Source organism: Pseudomonas sp. NBRC 111119 (genome assembly GCF_001320125.1).
Taxonomy (GTDB): domain Bacteria; phylum Pseudomonadota; class Gammaproteobacteria; order Pseudomonadales; family Pseudomonadaceae; genus Aquipseudomonas; species Aquipseudomonas parafulva.
The window spans coordinates 1-19,498 of record NZ_BCAV01000066.1 but is presented as its reverse complement, the minus strand read 5'-3'; the positions used below and the strand labels follow the sequence as shown (position 1 = coordinate 19,498).

Below are 19,498 nucleotides of genomic sequence, written 5' to 3'. Positions count from 1 at the left end.
CCCTAGGTCGTGGTCCACTGGTCGCACTTGACTATAGCCAGCTAGCCGCGCAGGTGCGTAGCGCAGGGCAAAAAGATTAAACCTTTGCGTCTTGCCGGGCCTCAACAGTACGCGACACTGACGTCGCGCCATCGTTTAAGGAGCGGAACATGAGCAATCTCTTCATCAAGCGCGTCGGCCTGTCCATGGTGCTCGGCATGGCATCGGTCCACGCATTTGCAGCCAGCTCGGACGACTTCGTAGACGCAGCGACCGAAGCCGGCATCGCAGAAATCGTCACCGGCAACCTGGCTCAGGAAAAGACCAAGAGCGCTGACATCAAGACCTACGCTCAGCAAATGGTCAAAGACCACACAGAAGCCAACCAGAAGCTTGCCGCCATTGCCGCCAAGCTGGACATCTCGGTGCCAGATGAAGCTGCACTGACTGACAAGATCAAAAAGGTCATTCTGGAATGGCGTGACGAGTCCTTCGACAAGTCTTACGTCAACAACCAGGTCGATGCCCACGAAAAAACCGTCAACCTGTTCAAGAAAGAGGCTGAGTCTTCCGACAAGCCTGAGCTGAAGGCATTCGCTGCAGAAACACTGCCCAAGCTAGAACAGCACCTGCAGCATGCCAAGGCACTGCAAACCCAACACGGCAAGTGAGGTAACCATGAGCAACGACGCACTCAAATCCGAAGTCCTTACCCGTCTGCACCATTCTCACCCGCATGGGCTCGGCAAGGAGTTGCTGGATAACTACCGGGGCGAGAAGGAAGTGGCTGACATGCTCATGTCGCTGCAGCAGGAAGGGCTGATCCACGACGGCAGCGTGCTGAAGGACAGCGATGAAAATGTGAGCCTCAGCTACCCCATCAAACTGTCGGCGGCTGGGGTAGATGCAGCGAAAAAAGCCGAGGCAGCCAAGAAAGCCGAGTCCTGAAGGACGTGCGAGGCCGTTTGGCGGTGTTTTAAAGGGGCGGCCTGTTGGCCGCCCTTTTTATTGCGTATCTTTCTCCACGTCACGCGGCGGTTTGGCGGGGCCCTGAGGGTCCACTTGAGGGTCGTCGACGCTGGGTGAGTCCGGATCAAACCCGAGGTCGTCCGGTTTGTCAGCGTGATCAGTGGAATGAGGCCCCTGCTGGGTGCTCGGTGCTTTGTCGTTACCGGTCATGGTTTTTCTCCAATGGCTGCCCTATTGAAGAAACCACCCGCCCCCGAAAGTTTGATTAATCTTGCGCAGCATTGCGCGCAGCCTCGCACCGCGCCAACGCCTCATCCCTACCCTGCAATTGCACGCGTAACTGCTCAAGCTGATTGGCCTGCTCGGTACAGATGCCGCGCTTGTCCTCCAGGCTTTGCAACTGTACGGCAAGCTGACGGCGCAGTTCATCACTGCTGCCCTGTGCTTGGGCCAGCAGGGTGCGCAGGCCCTGGATTTGCGCATCGCGCTGCTCCAGTAGTTCTTTTTGCGTGCGGTTCTCGCCCGACGCCTGGCGGTGCTCGCCCAGCAACCGTTCGTTATCCCGGTGCAGGCGGGTGAGCTCGTCCTGTTTCACCACCATGCCCTGCTGCAACTGGCGCACTTCCACCTGCATCTGCTGCAACTGCGCCTCATGCCGGCGTTGCTCCTGCTCACGCTGGTCCCGGCTGGCATTGCGGTAATGCTCAAGCGCATCGCGGGCATGGCGGTGTTTGTCTTCCAGCGAGCTGACCTGTGCCTCCTTGTCTGCCAGGCGGACCTGCAATTCGCCCAGCGACTGGCTCAGGCTGGCGTTGCGCAACTGCTCCGTTTGTAGCGTGCTGTGTAGGGTGTGCACCTTCTCGGACTCCGCTGCCAATGCAGCGACATCAATCTGATGCTGTTGCTGGGCCTCGGCCAGGGTCTGGCGAACGGTGGCGAGTTCCTGTTCCAACTGTTCGCGCTGTTCGGTGAACACCCGCTCAGCCTGCTCGATAGAGAGGTTGGCTTCGTCCTGCAGTTGGGTCGCCAGTTGCCCGACCATGCGGCTGAGCACCTCGCTGATCGGTGCGCCGCCTTCCGAGGGCACGGGCTGCTGGCCAGTGAGCTCTTTGAGATAGCGGTGGATGGTGGTTTTTGAGCCGGTATTGCCCAGTTCGATACGGATGGCATCGATGCTGGGGTTCTCGCCCCTGGCAATCAGCGCCTGCCTTGCCTGCTGCACCACAACCTTGTTTATGCCACCGCGGGCCATGGGATCTCCTACTATTTTGTACTGTTGTACGTAGCATGTAATTACATACCAATTCTGAGCTAGTGGAGTGCGTATTTCAAGCCTAGGATAAGGTGGAATAATCACGGCTTATCGAATGTGAGTGCTTTTTTTTAGTGCCTAGCCTGTCGCTCTGGCAGCGCGCAGTACCTTGAATCGCTCACCCGCAGGCGCCACCATGCACGCAACGCTCAAGGCCTCATCGACATGACCCTGCAGAACTACAAGGCAATCGCCGACAGCATCTCGCTGCTGCTTTATCCCCACGCCGAAGTCATCGTGCATGACCTGGCCAGCCAGACCGTGGTGTACATCGCCAACAACTTCTCCCAACGCCAGTTGGGGGATGACTCCGCCATTGATGGCGAACTGGACGCCCTGCTGGAGGGTGTCAACCTGGGGCCCTACGAGAAGCTCAACTGGAATGGCCAGAAGGTACGCGCCATCAGTACGGTGCTGCGCAACGAGGCGGGCGTTGCCGAACACCTGATGTGCATCAACCTGAATGTGTCGGTACTCGAACAGGCGCACGCGGCGCTGGAAGCGTTCTTCCAGGTAAGCCGCGTTGTTGCCAAACCCGATGCGTTGTTTCGCAATGACTGGCAGGAACGCATCAATACCTTCCTCCATGGCTGGCTGCAGGCCAATGGCCTCTCGCTGCAGACATTGAAGATGAAAGACAAGCGCACACTGGTGCAGGCGCTACACGCCGAGGGTGCATTCGAGGGGCGCAGCGGTGCGGATTACGTGGCCAATGTGCTGAGCATGGGGCGGGCGACGGTGTACAAGTACCTGAAAGACCTCAAACGCTGACGAGACATCCCCGCTGTTGATGGAAGTAGACATAGATTCTATTATGGACATCTATTCCATTTCAGATTGGGACCCGTCATGCCCCTTACTGCTTCTCTCAAACAGATTGATGGTTCAGTGCTCGATGCACTCTACGAATCAATCACTCAAGCGCACAGCACACTGCGCCCCGCCGTCAGCATTACCCCGCTTGAATACAGCCCTGGCCTGTCCACCATTACGGGCTGCCAGGTGCTGCTCAAGTGCGAGCACTTGCAGCACACTGGTTCATTCAAGTTTCGCGGAGCCAGCAACAAGATCCGCCTGCTGGATGAAGGTGGGCGGCAGAGCGGTGTGATTGCTGCATCTTCTGGCAACCATGGGCAGGCGCTGGCGTTGGCCGGCCAGCGGGCCGGAGTGCCCGTGACCGTTTACACCAGCACGTCTGCCTCCGCCTATAAAGTGCAGGCCATGCGCGCGCTGGGTGCACAGGTCATCAGTTTGCCGACAGACCCGCTCAGCGTTGAACTGGAAGCGGCCAGGCAGGCGCAAGCCCAGGGCAAGGTGTTCGTATCCCCCTACAACGACCTGCAGGTCATCGCCGGCCAAGGCACCATCGGCATCGAGCTGTTCGAACAGGCACCCGACCTGGATGCCGTATTCGTTGCCGTGGGCGGTGGCGGCATGATTGCCGGTATTGCCACTGCCTTACGGTCCCTGAAACCCGGTACGCACATCGTTGGCTGCTGGCCAGAAAACGACCCGGCCCTGCAACGCTCCCTGGAGGCCGGCGAAATCATCGACATCGACGCGCAGCCTACGCTGTCCGACGGCACTGCCGGGGGTGTGGAGCCCGGCAGCATCACCCTGCCGCTGTGCCAGGCGCTACTGAGCGATACCGTGCTGGTCAACGAGGGCGAAATAAAATCGGCCATGCGCGACATTGCCCGCCATGAGCGCTGGATCATCGAAGGCGCTGCGGCGGTCGCTGTGGCCGGCATGCACAAGCTGGCCGAACGCTACCAAGGCAAGCGTGTAGCGGTGGTGCTGTGCGGCCGGAATATCGTGCTGGAGCAGTTCTGCCAAGCCATCAGCTGAATGCTCCCCTATGTGGCTTCAGCCCCGCCTGTGCACCTGGGCCGGCGTGCGGCGCATCAGCACCTCCCCGTGGCGTATCGACACCAGCGCATGGCCCTGACTACGGACCATTTCGTAGTCATCCGGCGCCGACAGCAGCAACAGGTTGGCCGGCCTGCCCACTTCGATGCCGTAGCGCTCGCCCAGGTTGAGGGTGCGGGCGCTGTTGTCGGTGATCAGGTCCAGGCAGCGCTGCAGGTCCTCGTACCCCAGCATGTGGCAGATGTGCAGCCCGGCTTCCAGAATGCGCAGGATGTTGCCGTTGCCCAGCGGGTACCAAGGGTCGACGATCGAATCCTGGCCGAAGCACACGTTCATGCCGGCGCGGTCGATTTCCGCGACACGGGTCACGCCCCGCCGCTTGGGGTGGTTGTCGAAGCGGCCTTGCAGGTGGATGCTCTCGGTGGGGCATGAGACGAAGTTGATGCCCGAGCGTTTCAGCAGGCGGAACAGCTTGGAGCAGTAGGCGTTGTCGTAGGACCCCATCGCCACGGTATGGCTGGCCGTAACCCGGGGGCCTATCTGCCGTACCCGTGCTTCCTCGGCCAACACCTCGAGAAAGCGCGACTGCGGGTCGTCGGTTTCGTCGCAATGCACATCCACCAGGCAGCCGCTGCGCTCAGCCAGGTCCATCAGGAACTTCAACGAGGCCACGCCTTGCTCGCGGGTGTTCTCGAAATGCGGGATGCCGCCCACCACGTCGGCACCGATGGCAATCGCCTCGGTCATCAGCGCCCGGCCATTGGGGTAGGACTCGATGCCCTCCTGGGGGAAGGCAACGATCTGCAGGTCTACCAGGTGGCGCACGTCCTCGCGGACCTCGACCATGGCCTTGAGTGCGACCAGGCCGGGTTCGGTGACATCCACGTGGGTACGCACGTGCTGGATGCCGTGGTCCACCAGCATGTCGATGGTTTTCTTGGCCCGGGCCTTGATGTCGTCGTGGGTAGTGGTTTCTTTGCGCTGTGCCCAGCGCTCGATCCCCTCGAACAAAGTGCCGCTCATGTTCCACTCCGGCTCCCCCGCCGTCAGCGTCGCGTCCAGATGGATGTGCGGCTCGACGAAGGGCGGCACTACCAGGTTCTGCGCCGCGTCCAGGTCATCGGCAGCCCCAGGCGCGACAACGTCGGGCTGGGGCACGATGGCGGCGATGGCGGCACCGTTCAATTCGATGCGAAACAGGCCAGGCCTGCCACGCAGGCGGGCGTTGATGACGTTCATGCCGTTGCTCCTCGTTCACTACCTGGGGTTGCGTGCTGGGCAGGTTGCCCCTGGCCTCAGGCTGCGTCCAGCCCCATTTGCCAGAAATCCGCCTCCAGGTTCGACGCCTGGGCAAAAGTGCCCACCAGCTCGGCGAAGCGTTGTTCGGTCATGCTGCGGGTGGCCAGTTCGTCCAGATGCGTACGCGCCGCTGCGGCCACCGCCTGATACGCCGGCCCGGCGTACTCGCCGATCCACTCGCGATACGGGTGTTGGCTGAGGTCACCGATCTGCTCGGCCAGCGCCTGGCCGATTTCGGCGTAGCCGATCACGCACGGCGCCAGTGCCACGTGCAGCTCCAGCAGGTCGCCAGCCGCCCCGCAGTCCAGCACGTAGCGGGTGTAAGCGACGGTGGCCGGGTGTTCTGCTGCCGCTTCGATATCCGCCTGGCCCAGGCCCCACCGGGCGCACAAGCGCAGGTGCAGGTCGGTTTCGTCCAGAATCGCCGCCAACCCGGCCTGGGCTGCGCGGATATCCGCCGGGCGCCGGCTCTTGTAGGCGGCCAGCGCCCAGGCCCGGGCGAACTGGATCAGGAACAGGTAGTCCTGAACCAGGTAATGACGAAACGCCGCCTCGCTCAAAGTGCCCTCGCCCATCTGGCGCACGAAGGCGTGGTCCACGTAACGCTGCCACTGTGGTGTGGCGGCCGCTTTCAAGCGCGCGAAGATATCCATGCTCATTGGCCCTCCGGGTAAACGGCGTCGAAGAATGCCAGCTCCAGCGCCACGGTGCGCTGGTAGAAGTCCGTGGCCAGGGCAGCTTCGGCAGGGCCAACGCGGTCAAGTTCCGCCTGGAGAAAGGCAACGAAGGCCTGAAAAGCGGGATTGTCGTGCAACGTGATCCACTCGGCGTGCACAAAGTGCTGCGGCAGCGGCTTCGGTGCCTTCAGCGCCCAATCCAGGTACAGGCCTTCGGCCACGTTGAGCACTGCCAGCGCTGCAGCATACGACCGGGTGGCAGCCGCCTCGCGCATGATCGCCTTGAACCCTGCAGTGGGCGCCGTATCCGCCGGCTCGCTGCGTTGGGCCGGGCTTACAGCCAGTGCGTCGAAGGCCCGCAGGAAGTAGGTGTTCTCATCGCTGGAAATCATGCCGGCGAAACGCCCAAGGCGCAGGCGCGCCTCGAAGGTGTCTGCGGTGGCGATGGCCGCGCCCAGCAGGGTCAGGAAGCTGTCGAGAAAACGGTGGTCCTGTACCAGGTAGTCGATCATCACGCGGTCTGGCAGGGTGCCGTCGCACAGTTGGGTCACGAAACGGTGGCCGGTGGCCGCGCACCAGGTTGGCTCGCATTGGCGACGCAGGGCCTGGTTGAAACGTTCGGTCATGAGAGTGCCTTCGATCAAGGGATGGCAGACCTATACCGTAATGCTTGTGCTCCTGTCACGCCGCGCCGGGCAAAAGACTAAAGGCTAATTGCCACCAGTCACCGTGCTGTCATCTTCCTGTCGTATTGTTGTGGCCTCACCCAGGGTCGGGAACTATCAGAAGTGATTCGTCGTTCGCTTTCTTCCGCCAGCCTGCTACGGCTGCTGATCCTGTTGCTGTGTGCTGCCACGCTGGCGTTCCTCTGGGGGCTGCATATCTCGCAGAAAGCATCGGCCGGGCAAGACGCGCTGGCGGCCAAAGCTGCCGAACACCTGAACCTGGCCAGCATCATCGGCCAGAACCTGCGCCAGGCACTCGACCGCGGCCAGGCCGACGACCCTGCACTCAAGCGCCTGGGCCTTTATGACCGGCACGGCCGCCTGCTATCGGCTACCCTGCCCGACGCCCCCGCCCAGCTGCCCAAGCCCTGGCTCACACAGTTGGGAAGGCAACTGGCGGTATACGGTGCCAAGCCGTTTCTGGCTCAAGGACTGACTGATGAACGCGCAGCCCTGAGGGCCCTGGTGCCCCTTGGTTGGGGCGACAATGGCAAGGTCCTGCTGCTTCAGTTGCAGCCCCTCTACCTGGCAGAACTGCTGCACCCTGTCGACCTGGGAAGCGGCGGCCGGGTCAGCCTCGTGCAGGATGACGGGTTGGAGCGCCTGCGCATCGATGGCCGCGGTGTGACGGCTATCGACAGCCCGCTGCAGCCAGCCTTGAGTGGCCGCGGTGCGGACGCCGGGTTGCTCACCCAGTACGGCGCAGGCGAGGCCTACCAAAGCCTGTACAGGCGGGTACCCGAACGCGGGTTCAGCGTGGTGGTGAGCCAACCCCAGGCGGAAATCGTCACCCCTTCGCAGCTGGCCTACGCCAGGCAGTTCTGGCTGAACCTGGGCATGACCCTGATGATTCTTGCCAGCCTGGCCTGGACCCTGCGCCTGCTACGTAAACGCCAGGAAGCGTTCAGCGCGCTGGAGCACGCCCAGCAGGTCAACCAGCAGTTGATCGGCCGCCTGGAGGACGAACACCGGCGTAGCAGCCATGCCGCTGCCACCGACCACCTCAGCGGCCTGCACAACCGCCGCCAGTTCGTCGAGGTGGCCGCGCTGGCCCTGACTCGCCAGCGTGGGCGGCGGCAGTTGATGGCGATCCTGTTCATCGACATGGACCGCTTCAAGTCGATCAACGACTCATTGGGGCACAAGATTGGCGACCTGCTGCTGCAGGCCGTTGCCGGACGTATTCAACGCTTGCTGGAGCCCGGGGACGAGGCGTCGCGCTTCGGCGGCGATGAATTTGTGGTGCTGCTGGCCGGCGAGCGCAGCGAGGACCAGATCAACGCTTGGGTCGGTGAGCTGGTGCGCAGGCTCTCGGCCACCTATGCCCTGGACGGCCAGGAGGTCAACACCAGCCCCAGCGTTGGCGTCAGCATCTGCCCGCGCGATGGCCAGGACATCGACAGCCTGATCCGCAGCGCCGACGCCGCCATGTATTCGGCCAAGCAGGCCGGGCGTGCGCAGTACCGGTTCTTCGACCCGTCGCTGAACCTGGCGGATATTCAGGCGTTTACCCTGGAACAGGCGTTCGGCAGCGGGTTGGCGGCGCGCCAGTTCGTGCTGCACTACCAGCCACAGATCCATCTGGATACGCACCAGGTGGTGAGTTACGAAGCGCTGGTACGCTGGGACCACCCCGAATTCGGCCTGCTCTACCCAGACCGGTTCATCGGCCTGGCCGAGCGCAGCGGTTTTATTGTCGAGCTGGGCTGGGAAGTGCTGCGCCTGGCCTGCGAGGCGCTGGCGGGCTGGGCCGCCGAAGGGCGGGAGGCACGCCTGGCGGTGAATGTGTCCGCCCTGCAGTTGCGCCAGGCGGACTTCGCCAGCCGCCTGCTCGATGGGTTGCACAGCCATGGCATTGCACCGGGGCAACTGGAGCTGGAAATCACCGAAACCACCATCCTGGACCCCGAAGGCCCGGGCGTTGAGCACCTGCATCGGCTGCGTCTGGCGGGGCTAGGCATCAGCCTGGACGATTTTGGCCGCGGCTACGCAGGCTTTGCCCACCTGCACTCGCTGCCGTTGAGCAAGTTGAAGATCGATCGGTCGTTGATCGCCTCACTGTCCAACAGCCCTGACGACAGCCCGATCGTCTCGTCCACCATTATTCTGGCCAAGCGGTTGGGCCTGGCAGTGGTGGCCGAGGGGGTCGAAACCCGTGAGCAGGTGGTGTGTTTGAAGCTGGCCGGGTGCGATATCGCCCAGGGCTATCACTTCAGCCGCCCGCTGTCCGATGCGCAGTTACGCGAGTACGCGCCGTTCAAAGAGGTGGAAGAGAAAGTCGCTTACTGATACCGGCAGCCCCAATTACCGCACCCGCGCATTTTGTAGGTATCGTATAGGCCTCGCACACCCCGCTGGCCCCGGACCATGACCGATATAGACCTCTACCTGCGCGCTGCCACCCGTGACAACACCCGGCGCAGCTACCAGGCGGCCATCGACCACTTCGAAACCCACTGGGGCGGCTTCCTGCCGGCCACGGCCGACAGCATTGCCCGCTACCTGGCCGATCACGCCAACCAGCACGCGGTGAGCACGTTGCGCCAGCGCCTGGCAGCGCTTAGCCAGTGGCACATCAGCCAAGGCTTTCCCGACCCTACCAAAGCGCCGCTGGTGCGCCAGGTGCTGCGCGGTATCCGCACCCTCCACCCCGCGCCGCCACGGCAGGCGGCGCCGTTGCTGTTGCAGCACCTGCAAACCGCAGTGGGCTGTTTTGAGCAGGAGGCGCGCCTGGCCCGCGAACAGCACGACTTGCACACATTGCGGCGGGCGAGGCGTGACAGCGCCCTGTTGCTGTTGGGTTTCTGGCGCGGTTTTCGCGGGGATGAACTGGCGCGGCTGCGGGTGGAGCACATTCAGGCCGAACCCGGTGTCGGCATCACCCTGTTTCTGCCACGCAGCAAAGGTGACAGAGAGGCGCTGGGGGTGCAGCACCGCACCCCTGCCCTCAAGGCCCTGTGCCCGGTAACGGCGTACCTGCAATGGCTGGAGGTGGCGGGCATTGCCCACGGCCCGGTGTTCCGCAAGCTTGACCGCTGGGGCAACCTGGGCGATGCCCCGCTCAACAGCAACAGCCTGGTCGGCGTGTTGCGGCGCATGCTGGAGCGCGCCGGGGTGCCGGCGGCGTTGTACACCGGGCACTCCCTGCGCCGCGGTTTCGCCACTTGGGCCACGTCCAACGGCTGGGAGCTCAAGGCGCTGATGAGTTATGTGGGCTGGAAAGATGCCAAGTCTGCGTTGCGCTACATCGACGCCACGCAGCGTTTCGGAGAACTCGCCCTGCTGCCGGCCAGCCCGCTGCCGGCCCTTACGCCCTGACTGACCGCTGGTGAGCACACTGCCACAGGCGGCCGATATCGCAGGCGCGGGCCCGTAACAGCCGGGCCGCATCGGTACAGGCCTGGTCCAGGCTGATCGGCCCGTCAGCCAACGCAAACGCAGCGTCCACCCCGTGGGCGTAGAGCTGCTGATAGCCCTCCCCCAACGTACCTGCCAGCACCACTACCGGCACGTCATGGCGCTTGGCGACCCGCGCCACGCCCATGGGCGTTTTGCCGCGCAGGGTCTGGGCGTCGAAACGGCCTTCGCCCGTCACGACCAGGTCCGCGCCCTGAACCAAGGCATCCAGCCCCGTCAGTTCAGCCACCACTTCTACCCCCGGGCGGAATTGCGCGCCCATGAACGCCCTGGCGGCAAAGCCCATGCCGCCTGCAGCCCCACACCCCGGGAAGTCGCGCACATCCTGGCCCAGCAGGCGCGCACAATGGTCGGCAAAATGGCCGAGCGCCTTGTCCAGCGCCTGCACCTGCTCGGGGCTGGCACCTTTTTGCGGCCCGAAGATCGCCGATGCACCGTGCGCGCCGCACAGTGGGTTGTCGACGTCTGCGGCGACTTCAAACTGCACCTCGGCCAAGCGTGGGTCGAGGTCGCTGGCGTCGACCCTGGCCAAGCCTGCCAAGCCCAGACCACCCTCAACCAGCGGTTGCCCGTGGGCGTCCAGCAAGCGCAGGCCCAGCGCCCGCAACATGCCGCTGCCAGCATCGTTGGTGGCACTGCCTCCAATCGCCAACACCACACGCCTGGCCCCAGCCGCCAGCGCTGCCGCAATCAACTCACCGGTGCCCCATGTGCTGCTGCGGCAGGCATCCCGCTGACCGGTAGGCACCAACTGCAGGCCGCTGGCCTGGGCCATTTCAATGATTGCGGTGCGGCTCTGCGGCAGCCAGCCCCACCCTGCCTCCACCTTTTGCCCCAATGGCCCACGCACGGTCTGCCGGCGCAACTCTCCGTCGCTTGCCGCCAGGATGGCCTCCATGGTGCCCTCACCGCCGTCGGCCATCGGGCACTCGATCAATTCGGCCTTGGGCAGCGCTTCGTGCAGGCCGTTGGCAATGGCACGGGCTACCCCGGCCGCGTCGAGGCTGTCCTTGAACGAGTCGGGCGCGATGACGATTTTCATGGTGATACTCCTGTCCTGATAGCGGCATGCTGACACCTGGCAACGCCAGCGGCCTCAGTCAAATGCACAACGCTGCGCGGAGGTTGTTTGGGCAACTGCCTGTGCTGGTCAGCCAGCGGGCAGCAACTGCAAACCCAGGTACAGGCTGAGCATGCCCTCCATGCGCAGCGGGTCGACCTCGCCCAGCTCGGCGATGCGCTCCAGGCGATAGCGCAAGCTGTTGCGGTGGATGCCCAGCGCGTCGGCACAGGCCTGGCTCTGCCCGTCATGGGCACACCAGGCACGCAAGGTGGCAAGCAACTGCCCGTTGCCATCCTTGGCGCGGATGCGTTGCAGCGGCTCCAGCAGCTCGTCCAGCGCGTCATCGTTGCGGTGGCGCCACAGCATTGCCGGCAGCCTGTAGCGGTGCAGGCTCAACAACTGTTCCCCGGGCAGCACTTCCCTACCGTAGGCGAGCAGGTCGCGGACCCGGCGATAGCCCCGGCGCAGTTGCTCCAACCCCTGGGCTACGCTGCCAAGCGCCAGGCGCTCGACAACCCAGCCATGGCGTTGCAGGCGTTCAAGCAGGCGTGCTTCATCCAGCGCAGCGCCTGCCGGGCGGCACCACAGCAGCGATTGGCGCGCAGGGCTCACGCACCAGCTGTCGGGGTAGCGGCTTATCAGCCAGGCGGCCAACGCCTCGGCGTCAGGGCCCGAGGCCAGTTCAAATAGGCACGGCACCCGCGGCAGTTGGGGCTTGAGGCCCAGTTGCCGCGCTTCATCGAGTAGCCGTGGCGAATCGCCCGCGCCACCCAGCAGCAACGCCAGCAGGTCATCGCAGCGCTGACGGCGCCATTGCTGATCGGCCTGCAGGTGACGCTGGGCCAGCAGCATCTCGGCAGTCATGCGCACCAGTTCGGCGTAGGTCCGCACCTGTTGCGGGTCTCCGGTAAGGCCCAGTACGCCCATCAGCCGGCCATCGAGCATCAGCGGCAGGTTCACGCCCGGTTGCACGCCCTTCAGGCAGCGTGCAGCATCGGTATCCAACTCGACGATGCGCCCGTTGGCCAACACCAGTTGCGCACCTTCGTGGCGGGTGTTCACCCGCTCAGGCTCGCCACTGCCCAGAATCAGCCCTTGGCTGTCCATGACATTGACGTTGCACGGCAGAATGGCCATCGCCCGGTCGACAATATCCTGCGCCAGGTCGTGGTCGAGTTCGAACATTCAAGGGTCCTTGCAAGCGAGCGATTGGGCCAGGGCACAGCAGTGGCTGGCCGGTGCTGTGCAAAAGCACAAAGACAGGCATGCCGCCGTCCCCGAGACTCGGTGGGGCGAGCGCCGGCACAGGCGACGCGGCGACAACCATAACAACAGAGAACCCGATCATGGCACACAGCCCCGCCCCTGACCACGGCACGGACACCGAGCGTAACGCACTGTACCGGCGCATTACCCTGCGGTTGATTCCGTTCATTTTCATCTGCTACCTGTTCAACTACCTGGACCGCGTCAACGTCGGCTTTGCCAAGCTGCAGATGCTCGACGCGCTCAACTTCAGCGAAACCATCTACGGCCTCGGCGCCGGCATCTTTTTCATCGGCTACGTGCTGTGCGGCTTGCCCAGCAACCTGGCGCTCAACCGCTTCGGCCCGCGGCGCTGGATTGCCCTGATGATGATCGCCTGGGGCAGCTTGTCCACCTGCCTGCTGTTTGTCACCACGCCTACCGAGTTCTATGCCCTGCGCCTGCTCACCGGCGCTGCCGAAGCAGGCTTCTTCCCCGGCGTGGTGCTGTACCTTTCGCGCTGGTTCCCGGCGGCGCGCCGGGGCCGCATCATGGCCCTGTTCATGTCGGCCATCCCGGTTTCGGGGTTGCTGGGTGGGCCGTTCTCCGGCTGGATCCTCGAGCATTTCGCCGCAGGCCAGCACGGCCTGGCCGGCTGGCAGTGGATGTTCCTGATTCAGGGCCTGCCGACCGTGGCGCTGGGTGCGCTGGCGGTGTTCCTGCTCAGTGACGGCCACCAGAAGGCCCACTGGTTGAGTGCCCGCGAACGCCAGCTGATCGCCGCCGACCTGCAGGCCGACGCCGACGCCAAGCCCCGCACCTCTGGCGACACCGTGCGGGCGGTGCTGACCAACCCGCTGATCTGGACGTTTGGGTTCGTGTACTTCTGCATCCAGAGTGGCGTTTACGCCATCAACTTCTGGCTGCCGTCGATCATCAAGAACATGGGCTTCGACAACCCGCTGCTGATCGGCTGGCTCAGTGCCATTCCGTACCTGCTGGCCGGTGTGTTCATGATTCTGTGTGGCCGGTCGGCCGACCTGCGCAACGAGCGGCGCTGGCACCTTGTCGTGCCGATGCTGATGGGTGCAGCAGGGCTGCTGATTGCGGTGAACTTCGCCGGCACGCCGACCATTGCCATTCTGGGCCTGTCCATTGCCACCATGGGCGCACTGACCGGCCTGCCGATGTTCTGGCCGATGCCCACTGCCCTGCTGAGCGCAGGCGCCGCCGTCGCAGGCTTGGCCATCATCAACTCGGTGGGCCAGATGGCCGGGTTCCTCAGCCCGTATCTGGTGGGCTTCATCAAGGACCAGACCGGTTCGACCGACGCTGCGCTGTATTCCCTGGCGGCACTGATCGTGCTGGGCAGCCTGGTGGCCCTGCGGGTTACCCGGAGTGGTGTGGTAGGCGGTGTTCACCGGTAGAGTTCAGCGCCTGGAAGATGGGGCGCCGCGCGTGCGGCGCTCCATCCTCCAGACGCTGCATCCCTGCCGGTCGTCAGCCCAACGCATCACCCTCCCCCGACCGGCGTCATAACCTCCAGAGCCCTTCCCTGGAGAAACGCCCATGACCCACCACGCCGTAGCCCATCTGAGCGACCTCGATGATCAGCGCCCCCTGCGTGTGCAGGCTGGCAGTGAAGAGCTCATCCTGCTGCGCCAAGGTGACCAGGTACACGCCTTCCAAGGCACCTGCCCCCATGCCGGCGCCCCGCTCGACGAAGGCCGTGTCTGTGATGGCATGCTGATTTGCCCGTGGCACAAGGCCGCGTTTGCCCTTGGCGATGGCGCAGTCTGCGAGCCGCCGGCCCTCACGGGCTTGCAACGCTACAAGGCCTGGGTCCAGGACGCGCGGGTATGGGTGGATGATCGCCCGCTACCCAAGCCCCAGCCAGCCCGGCGCAGCGATGCCCGGTGCTTCGTGGTGGTTGGTGCCGGCGCGGCAGGTACTGCGGCGGTCGCCACACTGTTGGATCAAGGCTTTGCTGGCCGCCTAGTGTGGATTGACCAGGAGCGCCACCCCGCTTATGACCGCACGGCACTCAGCAAATTTGTGCTTGCCGGTAAAATGCCGCCCGACGAAGTACCCGCATTGCTTGAGCCCGATGACCTGCGCAAGGGGCAGTTGGAACGCAAGCATGCCAAGGTACGCTCGCTGAACAGCCAGAAACGCCAGCTACTGCTGGCGGACGGGCAGCGCATCGACTACGACGCCTGCCTGGTGGCCACAGGCGCCAAGCCGAGGCGCGTAGACGTGCCGGGTAGCACGCTTGCCGGCGTGTATACCTTGCGTACCCGCGATGATGCCGAGCAATTGCTCGACGCAGCCACTCCGGGGGAGCCCGTGGTTATCGTCGGCGATGGTTTCATCGGCCTGGAGGCTGCCTCGGCGCTCTGTGAGTACGGCGCCCAAGTGCATGTAGTCAGCCGCCACGATGTGCCCCTGGCCAAGCAACTGGGCGAGCGAATTGGTAAAAGCATCCGTGCGCTGCACCAGAGCAAGGGCGTCACCTTTCATGGCCCGGCAGATGTCGTAGCCATCGAAGGCGACGAACAGGCGCAAGCCGTGCTGCTGAGCACAGGTGAACGGTTGGCCACCGCGCTGGTGCTGCTGGGAACCGGGGTCGAGCCCGTCACAGGCTTCATCCAGGGCGTGGCGCTGGCGGATGACAAGTCGCTGCAGGCCAATGTTGAAATGCGCGTGGCCGACGGCCTGTGGGCTGCAGGCGATATCGCCACCTTTCCGCTCTCAGGCCACCCGGTACGTATCGAGCACTGGCGCCTGGCCCAGCAGCACGGGGTGATCGCGGCAGCGAATATGCTCGGTGAGAAGCGGCACTACGCAGATGTGCCCTACTTCTGGACCTTCCATCATGGCCAGCGTTACGAAAGGCTGGGGCATGCGCAGACGTGGGACCAGATGGAATACGTAGGGGCACCGGAATCGGGTGACTTCATTGCCCTGCAGTGCACGGCTGGGCAAGTGCAGGCCGTGATCGCCAAGGGTTATGCCGATGCGATGATGGTGCTGTCGCAGCGTATGAGGCGGCCGCTGGACCTGGCCGAAGCCCTTGAGTTGATCGTGGTGCCCGTCAGTTGAAGCCGATGACCACGGGCAATCCGGCTCACAAGCCGGCTTGCCAGCGTCGGCGCACCCACTAACCCCCACCCATCAGCTTGATCAGCACTAGGTGCCCTGGGTAGAACGCATACCCCCACCGCCCCACGGCTGGTATTTCGGCCTTTGTACAGCGCAGTAAGGCAACCCCCAATGGGATGGCAAACAGTGCTGCACTGAGCACCAGCCATGTAAACGGCGCCAGCAAGTGCTCACGCAACCACCCATTGGTCAAGTTCCCCGCCATGGCCAGCAGGCACGGCACTAACCACCCAGCGCCACCGTGCCGACGTGCCAGCAGCCAGCCGGCGGGTAGCAGCACCCCCGGCAAGCCATACATCAACCGATCGTTTGCCAGCCAGCCGCTTATCAGTGCTGCAAGACTCAGCAGGCGTGCCAAGCCCTGTTGATAGTGCACACCCCAGGCAACCAGCAGCCCCAACACCAGCGTTGGCATGATGCTGAACGTCAATGACCCACTGTCCAGCCAGCGATACACCGGTTCCGACAGCACGGTAAAGACCAGCATCAAACCCAGGTACCGCAGGTTGCTGCGGGTACAGAGCGGCCCCGCCTCATTTCTGGCCACATTTACCGCAATGGCCAGGCAAAACAAAGGAAAGGCCACGCGCCCGACCACGAACAGCCCGTCGGCCTGCGGCCAGACAAAGCGCAGGTGGTCGGCGACCATGGTCAGCATCGCCAGCCATTTCACCAGGTCCAGGCCGGGTGCGCGCATGGGTCAATGCCCGGCTTCAGGAGGCTGCACGCCCAGGTAGCGAGAGGTCCAGCTGGCCAGGGGGAGCGGTGGTTGCTGGGCCACTATGCGCCGCCAGATCAGCGCCAAGTCGTGCCCGTTGAACATGGAGCCGGGGCCGCCTGCCTGGTGCGCGGTAGGCGCCTGGATCACCCACTGCCCTTGGTCGTCCAGCTGGGCGAAGTCGAAGCGGAAACTGTAGTTGCCCGGCGTCCCCATGCGCAGGTCGGTCACCACCAGCGTGCGGCCCACCTGGTCATAGCGCAGCCAGTCGTCAGTGAACCAACGTAACCGTTGATGCAATGGGTCGTTCGCCAATACCTCGGCCAGCGGCAGATGACGGGTGAGGCGCTGCATTTCTGGCGGGGCGCGGTCGAACAGGCTGCTGACACCTTCGTAGTAGATGCCACCGGGCGCCTTGGCCAGCACGCGCCACACCAGGCTGTTGAAGGCGATCGGGACCGCGCGCACTTCACTGGCCTGTATGCCTTGAGCATCCAATGCGGCCTGGAAGCGGTGCTCCGCCACCATGCGGCTGCCAAGGCCAAAGCCCAAGTAGGCGGTGCTGAATGCCAGTGCCAGGGCCATCAGGCGCGTGGCTTTCAACGTCACCCCCTTGCTGGCTGCGTACACCACCGCGCCCAGCAGTGGCAGCGTGTAGACCGGGTCGATGATGAACACCGCCGCCCAGCTTTGTGGGGTGAGTTGCAATGGCCAGAACAACTGGGTGCCATACACGGTGAAGGCATCGAGTACAGGGTGGGTTACCAGTACCAGCCAGAACGCCAGGAACAGCCTGGGCAATGTATAGCCCTTGCCAGGCCAGCGTTTGTTGACCAGCCATGCCAACATCAGCGCAAGGCCGGTGAGCACGAACAGGGAGTGGGAAAAGCCACGGTGGTAGGTCATTCGTGACACCGGGTCGGCGTAGCGGATGAGCACGTCCAGGTCGGGCACCGTTGCCAGCGCTGCCCCGTAGAGCAGCGAACGGCGGCCTTGGAGGCGGCCCAGCACGGTACCTTGCAGCGCCGCACCTAAAACGGCTTGGGTGATGGAGTCCAAGGGAAGGCCTCTGTCAGGGGGTACTAGCGCACGCTACCTGCACACGGGCGCCCAGTGCAATTGCGGGGGTCGCCCAGGCACGTGCCGAAACAGCTTGCAAACAAGCGGTGCGGCCGTTCGGTAACTTTTCTCACATTCGGGGCAGTGCATTTGATAAAAAGCCCGCATGCCTACTTTTATGTTTGCCCACCTGCGCCGCCGCTGGTTCACCTGGCTGTGCGCCGTCCTGTTGCTGCTCGGGCTGCCGGCCGGCTGCTCCGTGTTGCAACACAAGGAACGGGAACTGGTGTTCCGTATCGAGCCGGGCCAGGCCAGTTGGTTCCATGGCCTGCCCAGCGGCATCCAGGAACTGGACCTGCGCCCGCGTACCTTCACCGACAACCAGAGCCTGCATGCCTGGTGGTGGCCTGCACAGCGCGCCAACGCCCCGGCCATCCTGTACCTGCACGGCGTGCGCTGGAACCTCACCGGCCAGCTGTTTCGCATCGAGCAGTTACATGCCATGGGCTATTCGGTGCTCGCCGTGGATTACCGCGGGTTTGGCCGTAGCCGCGGCGACCTGCCCTCGGAGGCCACCGTGTACGAGGATGCGCGCATTGCCTGGGAGCGGTTCGCCCAGCTGCAGCCGGACCCTGCCAAGCGGCTGATTTTCGGCCATTCACTGGGCGGCGCGGTGGCGGTGGAACTGGCCAGCGAGCTGGCCCGTGATGCACGCGACAAGGCGGGCGTCGCCCCGGCACGGGGGCTGATTCTGGAGTCCACCTTCACCTCGCTCGGCGATGTGGCCGCCGTGGTGGCCAACACCTCACTGCCTGTGCGCTGGCTGATGTCGCAGAAATTCGACTCGCTGAACAAGATCCACGAAGTAGGGGTGCCGGTGTTGCTGGTGCATGGGCTGGACGACCGTTATGTGCCATCACGCTTCAGCCAGCAACTGTTCGAGGCAGCGCAAGAGCCCAAGACCTTGCTGCTCGTACCCGGCGCCACCCACAACAACAGCATGAGCCTGGCGGGCCAGCGCTATCGCAAGGCCATCCAGGCGTTGCTGTAGGCCCCGGCCACACTTACTGCACCGGCAAGAAGTTCATCAGCAACAAACTCTGCGCATAGTTCAGGCCAATACGGCGGTAGCGCTCATCCAGCAGCTCGGCTAGCAGGTCAAGGCGGGCCACGACCTTGCCAAACTCCACGGCAAAGCTCAGGTTGCTGCCCTCTTCTGACAGTTCGTTGGAGAACAACAGCAGTACGCCATTGGCATTCTGGCGCTGGCTGAGCATCCAGGTGGCCTTCTCGATGTTGCGCGCGGCGTTGTTGACGAACAGCGGGTCGATGGTGTCGGTGATGTAGAACTCGGTGCGCCCGCCGTGCGCAGTGATCAGCATGCTGCCAATGGCATAGATGAAGGCGCCCACACGGTCACCGCGAAATTCGGGGCTCAGGGTGTAGCTCAGGGCCGCCAGGTCGCGGCGGTTACCCAGCTGTGGCAGGGGTTGGCGTTGCTCGATGGCAATGCGGATCTGCCGCTCGGCGGTGGCGGCATCCAGGTAGCCGGACAGCTTCCACTGGCTGGGGTTGCGCAGGTACAGCTTGTTCATCAGCAGGTACAGGCTTTGCAGGTTGTCGCGCATCGCCAAGGTGGCCAGCCGGTCTACGCTGGTCTGGAACAGCTCGCTGGGTTTGCCGTCACTGAACTGGGTGACGATGTCACGCCCCTGCTGATGGCTGCAGGCGCACAGGCATGTGAGGGCGCCTGCCAGCAGCAGGCGGAGTAACAGGTAGGGCTTGCACGCAACCATCGGCACCGGGTCGAAATCGGCGGCCACGCGGGGATCGCAGCGGCCTGGGCCTAGGATAGAGCGCCGAAAACGGAAAAAGTGCGGGTGGCTGTGAGGCGCGGCCCTTAAGGCAGGGTGAATAGCCCTGATACCGGAGCGGCTATGCAGACAACTAGCCTCGCAGGCAACCCACGCCCATGGTGGGAGCAACTGTCTTCCACAAGATCTC

The 19,498-nt window shown here is 63.9% G+C and carries 19 protein-coding genes; 9 read left to right on the top strand and 10 right to left on the bottom strand.

Annotated elements, in window-relative coordinates; all coding sequences use genetic code 11:
* The first annotated feature begins 149 nt into the window (after positions 1–149).
* Together APH25_RS21990 and APH25_RS21985 are read left to right on the top strand one after the other, a co-directional pair.
* A complete protein-coding gene (locus tag APH25_RS21990) occupies positions 150–650 on the top strand; it encodes a DUF4142 domain-containing protein (protein WP_028634030.1) in 501 nt (166 codons plus the stop codon).
* A gap of 7 nt (positions 651–657) precedes the next feature.
* Positions 658–927, top strand: a complete 270-nt coding sequence (locus APH25_RS21985) for a hypothetical protein (protein WP_060483377.1) — start codon at positions 658–660, stop codon at positions 925–927.
* A 57-nt stretch (positions 928–984) separates the two neighbouring features.
* On the opposite strand, the gene APH25_RS25755 is transcribed toward APH25_RS21985, so the two are convergent.
* Complete coding sequence (locus tag APH25_RS25755; RefSeq protein WP_177331216.1) at positions 985–1,158, bottom strand: DUF6021 family protein; 174 nt, start codon at positions 1,156–1,158, stop codon at positions 985–987.
* A gap of 55 nt (positions 1,159–1,213) precedes the next feature.
* Positions 1,214–2,200, bottom strand: a complete 987-nt coding sequence (locus tag APH25_RS21980; protein WP_060483376.1) for a DNA-binding protein — start codon at positions 2,198–2,200, stop codon at positions 1,214–1,216.
* Between the two features lie 225 nt (positions 2,201–2,425).
* Here APH25_RS21980 and APH25_RS21975 point away from each other — a divergent pair, with 225 nt between their 5' ends.
* Positions 2,426–3,031: a transcriptional regulator gene (locus APH25_RS21975; RefSeq protein WP_060483375.1), complete on the top strand. Its 606-nt coding sequence runs from the start codon at positions 2,426–2,428 to the stop codon at positions 3,029–3,031.
* Between the two features lie 78 nt (positions 3,032–3,109).
* Positions 3,110–4,108: a threonine/serine dehydratase gene (locus APH25_RS21970; protein ID WP_060483374.1), complete on the top strand. Its 999-nt coding sequence runs from the start codon at positions 3,110–3,112 to the stop codon at positions 4,106–4,108.
* Between the two features lie 18 nt (positions 4,109–4,126).
* Here the strand turns inward: APH25_RS21970 and codA are convergent, their stop codons facing one another.
* The 3 genes from codA to APH25_RS21955 are packed head-to-tail and all read right to left on the bottom strand — an operon-like array spanning position 4,127 to position 6,731.
* Positions 4,127–5,368, bottom strand: coding sequence for a cytosine deaminase (gene codA, locus APH25_RS21965; protein WP_060483373.1), 1,242 nt, complete (start codon positions 5,366–5,368; stop codon positions 4,127–4,129).
* Between the two features lie 56 nt (positions 5,369–5,424).
* Entirely contained in the window at positions 5,425–6,087 is a 663-nt protein-coding gene (tenA, locus tag APH25_RS21960; RefSeq protein WP_060483372.1) for a thiaminase II, read from the bottom strand.
* Entirely contained in the window at positions 6,084–6,731 is a 648-nt protein-coding gene (locus APH25_RS21955; RefSeq protein ID WP_060483371.1) for a TenA family protein, read from the bottom strand. The genes tenA and APH25_RS21955 overlap by 4 nt, the downstream gene beginning before the upstream one ends.
* Before the next feature lie 162 nt (positions 6,732–6,893).
* Here APH25_RS21955 and APH25_RS21950 point away from each other — a divergent pair, with 162 nt between their 5' ends.
* Both APH25_RS21950 and APH25_RS21945 read left to right on the top strand, forming a co-directional pair.
* Positions 6,894–9,119 (top strand): bifunctional diguanylate cyclase/phosphodiesterase, encoded by a 2,226-nt coding sequence (locus tag APH25_RS21950; RefSeq protein WP_060483370.1) that lies wholly within the window; start codon positions 6,894–6,896, stop codon positions 9,117–9,119.
* Between the two features lie 78 nt (positions 9,120–9,197).
* Positions 9,198–10,148 (top strand): site-specific integrase, encoded by a 951-nt coding sequence (locus tag APH25_RS21945; RefSeq protein ID WP_060483369.1) that lies wholly within the window; start codon positions 9,198–9,200, stop codon positions 10,146–10,148.
* Here APH25_RS21945 and APH25_RS21940 read toward each other — a convergent pair.
* Positions 10,138–11,289: a glycerate kinase gene (locus APH25_RS21940; protein WP_060483368.1), complete on the bottom strand. Its 1,152-nt coding sequence runs from the start codon at positions 11,287–11,289 to the stop codon at positions 10,138–10,140. The genes APH25_RS21945 and APH25_RS21940 overlap by 11 nt on opposite strands.
* Positions 11,290–11,397: 108 nt before the next feature.
* The gene (locus tag APH25_RS21935) at positions 11,398–12,495 is read right to left on the bottom strand and encodes a sugar diacid recognition domain-containing protein (RefSeq protein ID WP_028634041.1); all 1,098 of its coding nucleotides are present in this window, start codon (positions 12,493–12,495) and stop codon (positions 11,398–11,400) included.
* Between the two features lie 161 nt (positions 12,496–12,656).
* On the opposite strand from APH25_RS21935, the gene APH25_RS21930 reads away from it, so the two are divergent.
* Positions 12,657–13,982 carry an MFS transporter gene (locus APH25_RS21930; protein WP_060483367.1) on the top strand — a complete coding sequence of 442 codons (1,326 nt, stop codon included), beginning with the start codon at positions 12,657–12,659 and terminating at the stop codon, positions 13,980–13,982.
* 142 nt (positions 13,983–14,124) lie between these two features.
* Positions 14,125–15,657, top strand: a complete 1,533-nt coding sequence (locus APH25_RS21925) for an FAD-dependent oxidoreductase (protein ID WP_060483366.1) — start codon at positions 14,125–14,127, stop codon at positions 15,655–15,657.
* Between the two features lie 58 nt (positions 15,658–15,715).
* On the opposite strand, the gene APH25_RS21920 is transcribed toward APH25_RS21925, so the two are convergent.
* Together APH25_RS21920 and APH25_RS21915 are read right to left on the bottom strand one after the other, a co-directional pair.
* Positions 15,716–16,414: a TraX family protein gene (locus tag APH25_RS21920; protein ID WP_060483365.1), complete on the bottom strand. Its 699-nt coding sequence runs from the start codon at positions 16,412–16,414 to the stop codon at positions 15,716–15,718.
* 3 nt (positions 16,415–16,417) lie between these two features.
* Entirely contained in the window at positions 16,418–17,494 is a 1,077-nt protein-coding gene (locus tag APH25_RS21915; protein WP_060483364.1) for a metal-dependent hydrolase, read from the bottom strand.
* A gap of 166 nt (positions 17,495–17,660) precedes the next feature.
* On the opposite strand from APH25_RS21915, the gene APH25_RS21910 reads away from it, so the two are divergent.
* Positions 17,661–18,545: an alpha/beta hydrolase gene (locus tag APH25_RS21910; RefSeq protein ID WP_060483363.1), complete on the top strand. Its 885-nt coding sequence runs from the start codon at positions 17,661–17,663 to the stop codon at positions 18,543–18,545.
* Positions 18,546–18,558: 13 nt separating this feature from the next.
* On the opposite strand, the gene APH25_RS21905 is transcribed toward APH25_RS21910, so the two are convergent.
* Positions 18,559–19,290 (bottom strand): hypothetical protein, encoded by a 732-nt coding sequence (locus APH25_RS21905; protein WP_060483417.1) that lies wholly within the window; start codon positions 19,288–19,290, stop codon positions 18,559–18,561.
* Positions 19,291–19,498 lie beyond the last annotated feature (208 nt).

Excerpts from the sequence above, each read along its gene's own strand:
- APH25_RS21990 (WP_028634030.1), top strand. The coding sequence starts at position 150 with ATGAGCAATCTCTTCATCAAGCGCGTCGGCCTGTCCATGGTGCTCGGC.
- APH25_RS21985 (WP_060483377.1), top strand. The coding sequence starts at position 658 with ATGAGCAACGACGCACTCAAATCCGAAGTCCTTACCCGTCTGCACCAT.
- APH25_RS25755 (WP_177331216.1), bottom strand. The coding sequence starts at position 1,158 with ATGACCGGTAACGACAAAGCACCGAGCACCCAGCAGGGGCCTCATTCC.
- APH25_RS21980 (WP_060483376.1), bottom strand. The coding sequence starts at position 2,200 with ATGGCCCGCGGTGGCATAAACAAGGTTGTGGTGCAGCAGGCAAGGCAG.
- APH25_RS21975 (WP_060483375.1), top strand. The coding sequence starts at position 2,426 with ATGACCCTGCAGAACTACAAGGCAATCGCCGACAGCATCTCGCTGCTG.
- APH25_RS21970 (WP_060483374.1), top strand. The coding sequence starts at position 3,110 with ATGCCCCTTACTGCTTCTCTCAAACAGATTGATGGTTCAGTGCTCGAT.
- codA (WP_060483373.1), bottom strand. The coding sequence starts at position 5,368 with ATGAACGTCATCAACGCCCGCCTGCGTGGCAGGCCTGGCCTGTTTCGC.
- tenA (WP_060483372.1), bottom strand. The coding sequence starts at position 6,087 with ATGAGCATGGATATCTTCGCGCGCTTGAAAGCGGCCGCCACACCACAG.
- APH25_RS21955 (WP_060483371.1), bottom strand. The coding sequence starts at position 6,731 with ATGACCGAACGTTTCAACCAGGCCCTGCGTCGCCAATGCGAGCCAACC.
- APH25_RS21945 (WP_060483369.1), top strand. The coding sequence starts at position 9,198 with ATGACCGATATAGACCTCTACCTGCGCGCTGCCACCCGTGACAACACC.
- APH25_RS21940 (WP_060483368.1), bottom strand. The coding sequence starts at position 11,289 with ATGAAAATCGTCATCGCGCCCGACTCGTTCAAGGACAGCCTCGACGCG.
- APH25_RS21935 (WP_028634041.1), bottom strand. The coding sequence starts at position 12,495 with ATGTTCGAACTCGACCACGACCTGGCGCAGGATATTGTCGACCGGGCG.
- APH25_RS21930 (WP_060483367.1), top strand. The coding sequence starts at position 12,657 with ATGGCACACAGCCCCGCCCCTGACCACGGCACGGACACCGAGCGTAAC.
- APH25_RS21925 (WP_060483366.1), top strand. The coding sequence starts at position 14,125 with ATGACCCACCACGCCGTAGCCCATCTGAGCGACCTCGATGATCAGCGC.
- APH25_RS21920 (WP_060483365.1), bottom strand. The coding sequence starts at position 16,414 with ATGCGCGCACCCGGCCTGGACCTGGTGAAATGGCTGGCGATGCTGACC.
- APH25_RS21910 (WP_060483363.1), top strand. The coding sequence starts at position 17,661 with ATGCCTACTTTTATGTTTGCCCACCTGCGCCGCCGCTGGTTCACCTGG.
- APH25_RS21905 (WP_060483417.1), bottom strand. The coding sequence starts at position 19,290 with ATGGTTGCGTGCAAGCCCTACCTGTTACTCCGCCTGCTGCTGGCAGGC.